Annotated in this window: 13 protein-coding genes; 7 read left to right on the top strand and 6 right to left on the bottom strand. The window is 68.3% G+C overall.

Annotated features, from left to right (window positions below; translation table 11 throughout):
* Positions 1 to 203: 203 nt before the first annotated feature.
* Positions 204 to 359 (bottom strand): hypothetical protein, encoded by a 156-nt coding sequence (locus ACIA8C_RS42685; protein ID WP_397145158.1) that lies wholly within the window; start codon positions 357 to 359, stop codon positions 204 to 206.
* A 190-nt stretch (positions 360 to 549) separates the two neighbouring features.
* Here ACIA8C_RS42685 and ACIA8C_RS42680 point away from each other — a divergent pair, with 190 nt between their 5' ends.
* The 3 genes from ACIA8C_RS42680 to ACIA8C_RS42670 are packed head-to-tail and all read left to right on the top strand — an operon-like array spanning position 550 to position 2,245.
* Positions 550 to 1,218 carry a hypothetical protein gene (locus tag ACIA8C_RS42680; protein WP_397145156.1) on the top strand — a complete coding sequence of 223 codons (669 nt, stop codon included), beginning with the start codon at positions 550 to 552 and terminating at the stop codon, positions 1,216 to 1,218.
* Positions 1,208 to 1,780, top strand: coding sequence for a DUF6529 family protein (locus ACIA8C_RS42675; RefSeq protein ID WP_397145172.1), 573 nt, complete (start codon positions 1,208 to 1,210; stop codon positions 1,778 to 1,780). The genes ACIA8C_RS42680 and ACIA8C_RS42675 overlap by 11 nt, the downstream gene beginning before the upstream one ends.
* A 15-nt stretch (positions 1,781 to 1,795) precedes the next feature.
* A complete protein-coding gene (locus tag ACIA8C_RS42670; protein ID WP_397145154.1) occupies positions 1,796 to 2,245 on the top strand; it encodes a ubiquinol-cytochrome c reductase iron-sulfur subunit in 450 nt (149 codons plus the stop codon).
* Positions 2,246 to 2,249: 4 nt separating this feature from the next.
* On the opposite strand, the gene ACIA8C_RS42665 is transcribed toward ACIA8C_RS42670, so the two are convergent.
* Positions 2,250 to 2,975: a hypothetical protein gene (locus ACIA8C_RS42665; protein ID WP_397145152.1), complete on the bottom strand. Its 726-nt coding sequence runs from the start codon at positions 2,973 to 2,975 to the stop codon at positions 2,250 to 2,252.
* Positions 2,963 to 3,916 carry a hypothetical protein gene (locus ACIA8C_RS42660; protein ID WP_397145150.1) on the bottom strand — a complete coding sequence of 318 codons (954 nt, stop codon included), beginning with the start codon at positions 3,914 to 3,916 and terminating at the stop codon, positions 2,963 to 2,965. The genes ACIA8C_RS42665 and ACIA8C_RS42660 overlap by 13 nt, the downstream gene beginning before the upstream one ends.
* A gap of 76 nt (positions 3,917 to 3,992) precedes the next feature.
* Between ACIA8C_RS42660 and lspA the strand changes: the two genes are divergently transcribed.
* From lspA to ACIA8C_RS42645, 3 genes are read left to right on the top strand one after another with little or no spacing between them, the layout of a single operon-like run.
* Positions 3,993 to 4,622, top strand: coding sequence for a signal peptidase II (gene lspA, locus ACIA8C_RS42655; protein ID WP_397145148.1), 630 nt, complete (start codon positions 3,993 to 3,995; stop codon positions 4,620 to 4,622).
* On the top strand, positions 4,619 to 5,545 hold the full coding sequence (locus ACIA8C_RS42650) for an RluA family pseudouridine synthase (protein WP_397145146.1): 927 nt from the start codon (positions 4,619 to 4,621) through the stop codon (positions 5,543 to 5,545). Before lspA ends, ACIA8C_RS42650 begins: the two co-directional genes overlap by 4 nt.
* On the top strand, positions 5,538 to 6,206 hold the full coding sequence (locus tag ACIA8C_RS42645) for a hypothetical protein (protein WP_397145144.1): 669 nt from the start codon (positions 5,538 to 5,540) through the stop codon (positions 6,204 to 6,206). The genes ACIA8C_RS42650 and ACIA8C_RS42645 overlap by 8 nt, the downstream gene beginning before the upstream one ends.
* A 235-nt stretch (positions 6,207 to 6,441) precedes the next feature.
* Here ACIA8C_RS42645 and ACIA8C_RS42640 read toward each other — a convergent pair whose 3' ends face one another.
* A complete protein-coding gene (locus tag ACIA8C_RS42640; protein ID WP_397145142.1) occupies positions 6,442 to 7,398 on the bottom strand; it encodes an alpha/beta hydrolase family protein in 957 nt (318 codons plus the stop codon).
* 36 nt (positions 7,399 to 7,434) lie between these two features.
* Here ACIA8C_RS42640 and ACIA8C_RS42635 point away from each other — a divergent pair, with 36 nt between their 5' ends.
* Positions 7,435 to 7,968, top strand: a complete 534-nt coding sequence (locus tag ACIA8C_RS42635) for a helix-turn-helix domain-containing protein (RefSeq protein WP_397145140.1) — start codon at positions 7,435 to 7,437, stop codon at positions 7,966 to 7,968.
* A 238-nt stretch (positions 7,969 to 8,206) separates the two neighbouring features.
* On the opposite strand, the gene ACIA8C_RS42630 is transcribed toward ACIA8C_RS42635, so the two are convergent.
* Positions 8,207 to 9,025 carry a PhzF family phenazine biosynthesis protein gene (locus ACIA8C_RS42630; RefSeq protein ID WP_397145138.1) on the bottom strand — a complete coding sequence of 273 codons (819 nt, stop codon included), beginning with the start codon at positions 9,023 to 9,025 and terminating at the stop codon, positions 8,207 to 8,209.
* Between the two features lie 80 nt (positions 9,026 to 9,105).
* On the bottom strand, positions 9,106 to 11,529 hold the full coding sequence (locus ACIA8C_RS42625) for an HAD-IC family P-type ATPase (RefSeq protein ID WP_397145136.1): 2,424 nt from the start codon (positions 11,527 to 11,529) through the stop codon (positions 9,106 to 9,108).
* Between the last annotated feature and the right edge of the window lie 33 nt (positions 11,530 to 11,562).

Here is an 11,562-nt window from a genome sequence, read left to right as displayed (position 1 = left end):
CCCGCCCCCCCCCACACCCCCCCTTGCTTTCCGTTGTTTTACCACCAATGCGCGGGGGGGAACCCCCCCCGCGGCGCCCGGCCCCCCGGGGGGGTGGGGGGGGCCCGGGCCCCCCGCCAAGCTCTGCGTTCAGAGCTTGATGATCCGCAGATCCGGCATGGCGGCGTAGGCGCCGTCCTGAGTCGCGATCGGAATGTCGTAGGTCATGGCGGCGGCCGCGATCCAGCCGTCTGGCTCAACGTCTCTCGCAACTCTTCGCGCAAACCCGTTGTGTCAGGGCCGAGCCGGGTCAGCTCCTCGAGTATTTCCGACGCGGGAATCCATTGCCGCCGCCGAGGTCGCGGGATGATCTCTGCCATCGGACGATTGTCCCGCACGGTTGAAGCGAGCGCAGTCGGTTGACACGCCGATAGCTGGCTGGGGTGAATGTCTGGTTGAACCGCCCGGTGGGCTGCGTCGTTGACCAAGCGAAGAGCGGTAACCGGTGGTGCCTGAGGTTTGGGGATCGCTTCGGCCGGGTTGACCGACGGGCGTACAGCGAGGAGTCCTATGAAACGTCTTGGGCCATGGCTCACTTTGGCGGCCGTGGCTGTGCTCGGTGTTGTGCTGCTAATCGTCAATATGTCCAAGGAGAGCGAACCGGCTGCGGCGAAACCGAATACGCCGGTGGTGACGAGCAGCGCCGTTGTGGCACCACCTATTACCGCCGCGCCGACCAGCAATGCGCCCGGGCCGGTGCGGTTTCCGGCGAAGGCTGACTATGTCGGCAAAATTCCGCTGGCGACAGGTGCTCCGATCACGCTGTCGATCACCGTCCAGGAGGACAATGCGATTGCCTATGCCTGTGACGGGAAAGCGGTCGAGTCGTGGTTGCAGGGCAGCGCGGCCAGTGGCGCACTGCAGCTGGCCGGAAAGAACGACGCCAAACTAGGCGGCAGTTACGACGGCAAAGTGGTTACCGGCACGCTGTGGCTAGGCCCCAGGAAATGGGACTTCACCGCCGCGCCGGTGCAATCGCCCGCGGGACTCTATGTCTACAACGAGGGCGGCGCGCGGCAGAGCTGGATCGTCGATGCCAACGGCACCGTGACCGGTGTGCGGCGCGCCGCCGACGGTGCGACCTCCCCAGCCGCCGGGCTGGCCCCCGACGCGACGGCAATCGTCAACGGCAAGAAGATAACCGCGAACAAGGTTAGTGGTGGTGACAGTGTCGGCTGATCGAGAGACGGCGCCCGTCCGGCGGCCGAACGCAACGGCGGTCGCGGCCATCGCGATCCCGATATTGATCGGTGCGGCGGTGTCGGTGCTGCTCGGCGTCTACGCCAAAACGCATGAGCCGATGGGCTACTCGGTCAATATCGCGGGCTTCGCCAACCCGCAGGCGGTCAAGGCGTGGCTGGCCACCGTCGCCATCCTGCTCGCCATGTGCCAATTGGTCTCCGCGTTGGCGATATACGGCAAGCTACCGGTCGACGCACCGTCCTGGATCGGCACCGCGCACGTCTGGACGGGCAGGCTCGCCGTGCTGGTCAGCGTCCCGGTCGCGGTGCACTGCCTCTACGCCTTCGGTTTCGAGCAGTACGACACCCGGGTGCTGCTGCACTCGCTACTCGGCTGCTTCTGCTATGGCGCGTTCGTCGCCAAGATGCTGCTGCTCACCCGAAAAGGGTTGCCCGGCTGGGTGATCCCGGTCGCGGGCGGCTTGGTGCTTGCCGTGCTGACCGGCATCTGGCTCACCTCGTCGCTCTGGTTCTTCCAGCACAACGGCCTCACCTTCTGATCGGAGATCGACCACATGACCAACGACGAATCGGTCTGCACCCGCCGCACCGTGGTCACGGCTGGCGCGGGCGCCGTTGTCGCGGCGGCCGCACTGACCGCGTGCACCACCTACGGCAAGGAAAACGCCGCTCCCGCACCGAATCCCGCACCGACCGGCAATCCGGCGGCGCTAGGTCAGCCGGCCGGCAACGCACTCGCCAAGACCGCGGACATCCCCGTGGGCGGCGGCGTGATCGTCGGCGACACCGTGGTGACCCAGCCGAGCGCGGGCACCTTCGTCGGACTGTCCGCGACCTGCACGCATGCTGGTTGCACGGTGGCCTCGGTGTCCGGCGGCACGATCAACTGCCCGTGCCACGGCAGCAAATACAAGCTGGACGGCACCGTCTCCAACGGCCCGGCAACCAGGGCGCTGGCCGCGAAAACCGTTCGGGTCGTCGGGGATTCGGTGATACCCGGCTAGTTGATCACGGCCCCGGAACACCCTGCAGCCGACGCACCTGCGCGGCGGTGAGATCGCTGAGCACGCCGTCCTCGACCGGTTCCGGCGCGGTCACCGCCACCTGCGCCAGCGTGGTGCCGACCTGCACGATCGCGACCGAGGAATGCAGCGTCAGTCCGTCACTGGTGGTCTGCACCTGAAACGCGGTGGCGGCGTCGCCGACCCGCGGCGGAGTGAGACCGCCGATCCGGTAGTCGACCGCGATATCGGTGGCGTCGTTGCCGGAGTAGTGCAGGCAGCGGCGCAAGGTCGCCTGCACCTCCGAAAACGCGGACGCCACCGCGTGATTCGGAAAGCTCGCCGCATCGATATCGACGCTGGAGAAATTCGGACCCGCGTATTGAATGGACGCTTTGGCGAGCGAACCTGCCTGCTGCGCCCCGAGCGGAGTGAGGACTTTCGCGCACTCCGCCGGATCGGTCGGCGAGTCGTGCGTGCCGGCGGGCGCCTGGGCGCGGGTGGGCAGCATGGTGAAGTTCGGCGGCAGGTTCGTGCTGGTCAACAGCTGGTCGTGGAGTCGGTCGGCATTGGTGATCGGGTCAGCGGTGACCGGCGCGGCGGTTACGGTCGGACCGAGTGGCGGCAATCCCGGCGACTCGGGGGCCGCCGATTTCGACGATCCGCACGCCGCGACGAGCGCGGTGGTCGCGGCGGCCAGCAACAGGGCAGAGCCGCGGCTCACTCCGTCCACGACACCTGCGTGTCGATCGTCTGCTGCAGCACGCTCGCGCTGCGCGCATCGCGGTAACCCTGGTGGCCACCGACGGTGATGGACCCGGAGACCGGCAGCGGCAATCCGAGATCGACGGTGATGGTGCCGGTGCCCTGCATCACGTAGTCCTGGATGTCGAGCTTGCCCGCGTTGTTGGGCAGGTTCCACACCGCGGACTTCGGTTGCTGGATGACGTCCAGCTCGATGGTGAGCCGGTCGCCGTCGCGCTTGGTGAGCGTCGCCGTGGTCACCTGATCGAGGGTGACGCCGCCGGCGATCTCCTGACGCACCGTCCAGACGGCGCCCTCGCCGACCGGCTGATCGGGGAACGCGATGGAACGGTAGACCGCCTGATAGAAGGCCTGCTCCAGCGCGGCCCGCGCCGGGTTGGGGATGTCCGGCGACGGCTCGAGCCGCAGCGCGGTGATGGTGCCGAGGTCGCTGAGGTCGAATCCGGCATGCGAGCCGCCGGTCTTGGTGAGCGCCTTGGCGAGCGACGGGTCCGGCGTGGTGACGGCGCCGAGCGTCAGATCGATGCCCTCGGCGTCGGTCTGCGCGGTCATCGGGATGGACAGCGCGGGCGCGGAAAAATCGCGCGCGGGCTGATCGTTGATCTGCTGGGCGATGCGGTGCGAGGTATGCAGCGTCACCTGCTGCACGGTGCCCGACGGGTAGTCGCGGTGCAGCAGCGAGCGCGGCTCGGCGCCGGGCGAGACGAGGACGGTGGTCGCGGCCGGGATCGGCATCGTCACTTGCTTGCCGATGCCGAGCGGCTCGGTGCTGTCGGTCTCCGGGCGCGACTCCGAGCCACCGCTGCAGCCGGTTCCGAACGCGGTCAGGCCGACCGCGAGCACTATCAGCAGCACACCCGACCGCGCGAACCGAGGGATGTGGGGGGAAGACAACACCGTCACGAGCATCAGGGTACGACCGGTTCCTGAGTGTCAGCTGGGACTTGCGGGTGACCACCGCACAACGTGTCGGGTAGCTCGAGAGATGATGGTGCGTGTGAGTGATGAGCCGCCGTCCGAGGAGAACCCAGCGAACACCGCCGAGGAGGCGACACCAGCGGCTCCGCCGCAGCGGCTGCGGACCTTATTGATCATCGCGGGCGTGCTGCTCGGCCTGGACCTGCTTACCAAATGCATCGTCGTCGCGAACCTGACGCCGGGCGAGCCGGTGTCGATCATCGGCGACTTCGCGCGGTTCAGCCTGGTGCGCAATCCCGGCGCGGCCTTCTCGATGGCGACCGGCATGACCTGGCTGCTGACCTTGGTCGCGGCGGCCGTGGTGATCGGGGTGGTGCGCATCGGGCGCACGCTGCGGTCGCTGTGGTGGGCGATCGGGCTCGGCATGGTGCTCGGCGGCGCGCTCGGCAATCTGGTGGACCGGCTGTTCCGTGCGCCGGGGCCGTTGCAGGGACATGTGGTCGACTTCATCGCGATCGGCTGGTGGCCGGTGTTCAACGTGGCGGACTCGTCGATCGTCTGCGGCGCGATCCTGCTGGTGGTGTTGACCGTATTCGGCTTCGAGCCGAACGGGACACGCACCCGGCGCGACGAGCCGGACACCGACGAGACCGAGACCACTACGGACAAGAGCACCAGCGAGGGGAACACCGCATGAGGGAAACACGAACCATGCCCGTTCCCGACGGGCTCGACGGCATGCGCGTGGACGCGGGCCTGTCCCGGCTGCTCGGCCTGTCCCGCACCGCCGTCGCCGCGCTCGCCGAGGAAGGTTCGGTGCAGCTCGACGGCATCGCGGCGGGCAAGTCCGACCGGCTTGCCGCGGGCGCCTGGCTCGAGGTGATCTTCCCGGAGCCGAAGCGCGAATTGTCCATCGAGGTCGCGCCGGTGGAGGGCATGCGGATCCTCTACGCCGACGACGACATCGTCGCGGTGGACAAGCCGGTCGGCGTCGCGGCGCACACCGGCGTCGGCTGGACCGGGCCGACGGTGATCGGCGGGCTGGCCGCGGCAGGCTATCGGATCTCCACCTCGGGCGCGCACGAACGTCAGGGCATCGTGCACCGGCTCGACGTCGGCACCTCCGGTGTCATGGTGGTCGCGCAGTCCGAGCACGCCTACACGGTGCTCAAGCGCGCGTTCAAGCAGCGCACCGTTGCCAAGCGGTATCACGCACTGGTGCAAGGACATCCGGACCCGAGCAGCGGCACCATCGACGCCCCGATCGGGCGGGCCCGCGGCAACGACTGGAAGTTCGCGGTCACCGCCGACGGACGCCCGAGCGTCACGCACTACGACACCGTCGAGGCGTTCCAGGCCGCAAGCCTGCTCGACATCCACCTGGAAACCGGACGCACCCACCAGATCCGGGTGCATTTCTCCGCGATCCGGCACCCATGCTGCGGCGACCTCACCTACGGCGCCGACCCGCGCCTTGCTCAGCGCCTCGGCCTGGAAAGGCAATGGCTGCATGCCCGTTCGCTCGGCTTCCACCATCCCGCGGACGGCCGCTGGCTGGAGATCACCAGCGATTACCCCGACGATCTGAAGCACGCCCTGGACGTCCTGCGCAATGCCTGACCGGCGGACGCTGCCCCTCGGTCGACTCGCCCTCGGGGCGGCGGCCGTCGCGCTGGTCGTGTTCATCGTGCTGCTCGGTGTGCTGAACCCGCCGCGTACAGCGGGGGTGTTCACCGATCGACTCGGCCCGGAGCGGGGTGAGCGGGTCGCGGATTATCTTGCGCGGGCCCGCGATTCGCTCACCGGCACGGACACCGCCGATCACTGGGCGCTGGTGTCGTTCACCGAACCGCTGGTGCCGGAGCGGATTCCGTCGCACAGTGGCGGGCTGCGGATATCGCAAGTGCTGTACCAGGTTCCGCTCCCCCGGGTGCAAACCCCGTTGGTCGCGGTGCCGGTTCCCGCGGGCGACGAGGCGGCAGTCACCTCGGCGGAGTCGGCCGCCTGGCTGCTCCCGCGGAACACACCCGATGAACGCGCCACCCGGATCACCGCGCTCTCCGCCGCCCGACTCCGCTCCGGGTGTGCGTGCACCGTCGGCCTGGTCCTGCGCGGACCACTCGCCGGTCTCCGAAACATCGCCTCCCAGAACGGGATCCGCGCAGTAGAGGCCCTACCCCCCGATGCCGTCTCCGGCCGATTCAGCGTAGTCCCGCTACTCCCCGACCAACTCGACGCCGCCCTCCCCGGCCCGAACGACGGCCCCGTCCCGGACCAGTGACGCGCCCGAACCACCAACGCCGCGCACCAGTTGTCCTGCTGCGCATCAATCGTCGTGCCGCGCACCAAATCGCGGGCTGATTTACGCGCAGCACGACAGAGAGGCGCAGCGGGGGCGTTAGTGGCGCAGCCGAAGCATCGACGCGGCGCACCAGTTGTCCTGCTGTGCACCAGCTGTCTTGCCACTCGCGTATTCGCTAGCTGATGCGCAGGAGGGCAAAGGGGTGCGGGGCATATCAGTGGCGCGCGAGCCAGTCGGCGATGTCGGTGACGACTGTGGGGTCGACGTGTTGTGGCGCTTCATAGTCGGCGGGGGTCGAGGGACCGGAGCCGGGGAAGAACATGTGGTTGTCCGCGGGGTACACGCGGATTGTCACGTTGGTGCGTGATTCGAGGCCTGCCCGCCAGCGAGCGAGGTCGTCGTCGACGGTTACCTGGTAGTCGCGCCCTCCCTGCAGGACGAACATGGGCTGCGGTAACGCTGCGGCGGTCGCCACCTGGTCGTAGTGGCGTAGGTCCAGCCAATAGGCGCCGCTCATGCCGAAAGGCAGTTCGGTGGCGGGTGTTTCGCGGGACAGATCGGCGCTGTCCACCACCGCGGCCCCGCGGGTGACGGCGGCGAGCATGGCGTCCACCTCCGGACTCGATGCCACCGATGCCAGGTAGCGCAGCACACGCACGGCGGCGTGCTGCATCGGCTCGGCGTCGGCCGCGAGCAGCACCAGGCCCGCGACGGACGGCTCCGCGGCCGCGACGCGTGGCGCCACCTTGCCGCCCATGCTGTGGCCGACGACGAAAACCCTTGCCGGATCGACGTTCTGCGTCTCTTGCAGCAGCCGGATCGCGGCGGTGGTGTGCGGCAGGTACTCGTCGGTCATCGTGAAGCCGGGGTCGGTCATGACTTCAGGGCGGGTGTGGGTGATCTTGTCGAAACGCACTACCGCGACGCCACGGCTCGCCAGACCCCACGCGAGGTCACGCAGCGGCTTGTTCGGCCCAACGGTGCCGTCCCGGTCGAACGGCCCACCGCCGCTGAGCAAGACGACACCGGGTCGGAGTCCGTCGATCTGCGGCAGGGTCATCGTGCCTGGCACCGCGAAGTCACCGGAGCCGATGCTGATGTCGCGCTCGGCGAAGGTGGCCGGGTCGGCATAGGTCGGCGGAATCCATCTGGACGCATCTACCATTCTCATGTTTGAGAACGGTATCAGTTGTGAGATCGTAGAGCAATGGACGCGATGGAGCTGCTGGCTCACCCGGTGCGGTTGCGGATCGTGCACGCGATGCGCGGCGGCCGCCTGCTCACTACCGCGCAACTGTGCGAGCGACTTCCCGATACGTCGAAGGCGACCGTCTACCGTCATGTCGAATTACTCACCGCGGGTGGGATTCTCGAAGTGGCCGAGGAGCAGCGGGTCCGCGGCGCCGTGCAGCGCCGGTACCGGCTGCGCCAGGATCGCGCGGTCATCGATCCCGAAGCCGTCCAATCGCTGACCCCCGATGACCACCGCCGGGTCTTCGCCACCGCCATGGCCACCCTGCTGGCCGAGTTCAACGCCTACCTCGATCGCCCCGAGGCCGATCTGACCCGCGATGCCGTCGGCTACCGTCAGCACGCGATCTGGCTCAGCGACGACGAGGTGCTCGAGCTGATCGAGGGCATGCGCGCCGCGATCGTCCCCAAGCTCGGCAATGCGGCGGCCCCTGACCGCACTCAATACCTGCTGAGCCCCATCCTCTTTCCCATCGATGATCAGCCCTGAGGCGGGACGAAACCAGCGCGGCCCGAGCAGCATTCGACCCCAGCTGGGCGCGGTAGGACAGACCTCCGCCGGGATGATTCATCCCCACTTCATCCCGGCGGAGGCCTGAAATCACCACGCCGCGTCAATGATTCGCCGCGCCGCAGTGACAGCGCGCGACTCGGCGGCGGCGTGGCCACGGCGGCGCTGAGGCAGCGCGAATCTTGGTGACGGCGCGCGCGAGTCGCGGATGCTCGGTTCAGTCCGGTAGTTGCACAACGCCGTCGAGGTAGCGGCGGCACCGCCCGACGAGCAGCACCCGGTCATCGACGAGTGCGCAGCGCAGGCTGCCGCCGCGCCGGGAGAGCTGGCTGGCACTGAGTTCGGTACGGCCGAGCTCGCGCGCCCACAGCGGAACCAGTTGGGCGTGTGCCGATCCGGTGACCGGGTCCTCCAGCACGCCGACGCCCGGCGCGAAGAACCGCGAGACGAAATCGGCGCTCTCGCCGCGCGCGGTGACGATCACGCCGCGCGGCACGGGCGGGAAGGCGGTGAAAATCGGTACGGCGTCGCGGACTTCCTGTTCGGTGGCCACCACGATCACCTCGTCGGTGCCGGTGAAAGCGCGCACCGCGCTGACGCCCAGTGCGGCGACGAGCACCAGATCGGGTTCCACCTCGGTGGATGACACGGCGGGCAGATCGAGCACGAATTCGTCGTCGTCGGTGCGATCGACATGCAGCCAGCCGCTGCGGGTGAAGAAGCTCACCCGGTCGGCGCCGGGGTGCATGTCCTCGAGAATCTGTGCGGCACTGGCCACGGTGGCGTGCCCGCACATGTCGACCTCGACCGCGGGGGTGAACCAGCGCAGGTGGAACGCGGGCCAGTCTCCTGGAGGCGCACCGGCCTCCGGCGGTAATTCCGCAGTGTAGAAGGCGGTTTCGGCGAGGTTGTTCTCCTCGGCCAGTTGTTGCAGCAACGAATCCGGGAGCCACGACGGGAGCGGCATGACCGCGGCTGGGTTGCCCGAGAACGGTGCGTCGGCGAACGCGTCGATCTGGTGCAGCAGTACCTCCATATTCGGAGAAGGTACTCCAACACTGAATGGTCGCTTCGCACAAGGCTTCTCGCGGCGCGCCGGGTCAGATGTCCAGTTTGTCAGGAAACGCCGTTATTCGGGGTCGGGAACAGTCGGGCCTTCTCGCCGAGCAGCGTCGCGCTGACCCACCACGCGACCTCGACGAGCACGATTCCGACAGCGCCGCAAATGAATGCGGCCGTGGTGAGCCCGACGTCCGACGGGTCAAGCTTGAAGAAGTGCCGGGTGAACGGGACGGTGAACAAGATCACGTAGGCGGCGACCGAGGCCGCGATGAGCACCACCTTCCACCACACGTACGGCCTCGCCACGATGGCGAGCACCCACACCGCGATCATGATCAACGTGATGAGCGCGGTGGTGCCCGCCTGCTCCTTCTGCTGCGCGGTGGCATCGGGACCGGCGTAGGCGATCAGGTAGGCCACGAAGGTGGCGACGCCGATCACCACGCCGGACGGGATCGCCAATCGCATGACGCGCCGGACGAATCCGCTACGGGCGCGCTCGTTGTTGGGCGCGAGCGAGAGGATGAACGCCGGGATGCCGATGGTGAACCAGGCGGCGATCGTGACGTGCCGAGGCAGGAACGGATAGCCGATCGGGTCGTAGCCGAAGATCTGCGAGCCGATGCCCGCGATGCCGATCAGGAAGGCGAGCAGCACCGAGTAGACGGTCTTGGTGAGGAACAGATTCGAGACCCGCTCGATATTGCCGATCACCCGGCGGCCCTCCCCCACCACGTACGGCAGGGTCGCGAACTTGTTGTCCAGCAACACGATCTGGGCGACCGCGCGGGTGGCCGGACTGCCGGCGCCCATCGCGACGCCGATGTCGGCATCCTTGAGCGCAAGCACGTCGTTGACGCCGTCGCCGGTCATCGCGACGGTGTGGCCACGCGACTGCAGGGCGGCCACCATGGCGCGCTTCTGGTCCGGGCGAACCCGGCCGAAGGTCGTCTCGTGGTCCAGCACGTCGGCGAGTTCGTCACGGCCCTCGGGCAATTCGCGCGCATCCACCGCGTGATCGCCGCCGGTGAGGTCGAGCGAGGAGGCGACCGCGCCCACCGATACGGCATTGTCGCCGGAGATCACCTTGATCGAAACGTTCTGGCTGGCAAAGTATTCGAGGGTTTCCTTGGCGTCCGGCCGGACTCGCTGTTCGAGCACGACCAGCGCGGCGGGGCGCACGGTGCCCGGCGCGTCCGCGGCGTCGACCGGGCGATCGCCGCGGGCGAGCAGCAGGATGCGCAGCCCGGAGGAGCCGAGTTCCTCTGCCACCCCGGCCTCTTCGGAGTTCGAGTCGAGCAGCACGTCGGGCGCGCCGAGCAGCCAGTCGCCGTGCTCGCCGTAGGAACAGCCGCTCCACTTCTTGGCCGAGGAGAACGGCGCGACCGCGGTGCGCTGCCAGCCGGGGCTGTCCGGCAGCGCCTCGGCGATGGCCTGCACGCTCGCGTTCGGGCGTGGATCGTCGGCCGCCAGCGCGGCAAGCGCCTGCCGAACGTCGTTGTCCTCGAACGATTCCAGGGTCTTGATGTCGGACAGGCGCATGCCGTTCTCGGTGAGCGTGCCGGTCTTGTCCGCGCACACCACGTCCACCCGGGCCAGGCCCTCGATGGCGGGCAGCTCCTGCACCAGGCATTGCCGCCGCCCCAGCCGCACCACGCCGACCGCGAACGCGACCGAGGTCATCAGCACCAGGCCCTCGGGCACCATCGGCACCAGCGCCGCGACCATGCCGCTCACCGCTGGCCGCCACGACTCCTTGCTGGAGAACAGCTGGTTGTAGATGCTCAGCAGCCCCGCAGGGATCAGCAGGTAGGTGATCACCTTCAGGATGGTGTCGATGCCGCTGCGCAGCTCCGACTTCACCAGCGTGAACTTGCTCGCCTCGTCGGCCAGCTTGGCCGCGTAGGCGTCCTTACCGACCTTGGTCGCGCGGTAGCAGCCGCTGCCGGAGACCACGTAGCTGCCCGACATCACCTCCGCGCCGACCTGCTTGTCCATCGGGTCGGCCTCGCCGGTGAGCAGCGACTCGTCGATCTCGAGCAGCGAAGCCTCGGCGACCTCGCCGTCGACCACGATCTGGTCGCCCGGGCCGAGCTCGATCAGGTCGTCGAGGACCACCTCGCGCGGCGCCACCTCGACGGCCTTGCCGTCGCGGCGCACCGTCGGCTTGGTCTGGCTGACGATGGCCAGCTTGTCCAGGGTGCGCTTGGCGCGGACCTCCTGGATGATGCCGATCGCGCTGTTCGCGATGATCAGCAGGCCGAACATGCCGTCGATGATCGAACCGGTGGACAGCACCAGTATGAACAGCACGCCGAGCAGGGCGTTGATCCTGGTGAAGACATTCGCCCTGACGATGTCGCGGACCGAGCGGCTGGCCCGGTCCGGCACATCGTTGGTGAGCCCGTCGCGGCGACGTTGCTCGACCTCCGCCGCGGTGAGTCCGGTGGCGCGCGAAGCCTGCACGGTTGTCGACATGACCGCAAGGCTACGTGAGAAGTAGCGTCGGAA

This window comes from Nocardia sp. NPDC051321 (assembly GCF_044455225.1).
GTDB lineage: Bacteria > Actinomycetota > Actinomycetes > Mycobacteriales > Mycobacteriaceae > Nocardia.
Note: the sequence above shows the minus strand (reverse complement) of the source record. Positions and strands in the feature narration are given on the sequence as shown.

What these genes read in the sequence shown, in the direction of transcription:
- ACIA8C_RS42630 (WP_397145138.1), bottom strand. Translation starts at nt 9,025, where the DNA reads ATGGAGGTACTGCTGCACCAGATCGACGCGTTCGCCGACGCACCGTTC.
- ACIA8C_RS42670 (WP_397145154.1), top strand. Translation starts at nt 1,796, where the DNA reads ATGACCAACGACGAATCGGTCTGCACCCGCCGCACCGTGGTCACGGCT.
- ACIA8C_RS42635 (WP_397145140.1), top strand. Translation starts at nt 7,435, where the DNA reads ATGGACGCGATGGAGCTGCTGGCTCACCCGGTGCGGTTGCGGATCGTG.
- ACIA8C_RS42645 (WP_397145144.1), top strand. Translation starts at nt 5,538, where the DNA reads ATGCCTGACCGGCGGACGCTGCCCCTCGGTCGACTCGCCCTCGGGGCG.
- ACIA8C_RS42685 (WP_397145158.1), bottom strand. Translation starts at nt 359, where the DNA reads ATGGCAGAGATCATCCCGCGACCTCGGCGGCGGCAATGGATTCCCGCG.
- ACIA8C_RS42625 (WP_397145136.1), bottom strand. Translation starts at nt 11,529, where the DNA reads ATGTCGACAACCGTGCAGGCTTCGCGCGCCACCGGACTCACCGCGGCG.
- ACIA8C_RS42660 (WP_397145150.1), bottom strand. Translation starts at nt 3,916, where the DNA reads ATGCTCGTGACGGTGTTGTCTTCCCCCCACATCCCTCGGTTCGCGCGG.
- ACIA8C_RS42650 (WP_397145146.1), top strand. Translation starts at nt 4,619, where the DNA reads ATGAGGGAAACACGAACCATGCCCGTTCCCGACGGGCTCGACGGCATG.
- lspA (WP_397145148.1), top strand. Translation starts at nt 3,993, where the DNA reads ATGATGGTGCGTGTGAGTGATGAGCCGCCGTCCGAGGAGAACCCAGCG.
- ACIA8C_RS42680 (WP_397145156.1), top strand. Translation starts at nt 550, where the DNA reads ATGAAACGTCTTGGGCCATGGCTCACTTTGGCGGCCGTGGCTGTGCTC.
- ACIA8C_RS42640 (WP_397145142.1), bottom strand. Translation starts at nt 7,398, where the DNA reads ATGAGAATGGTAGATGCGTCCAGATGGATTCCGCCGACCTATGCCGAC.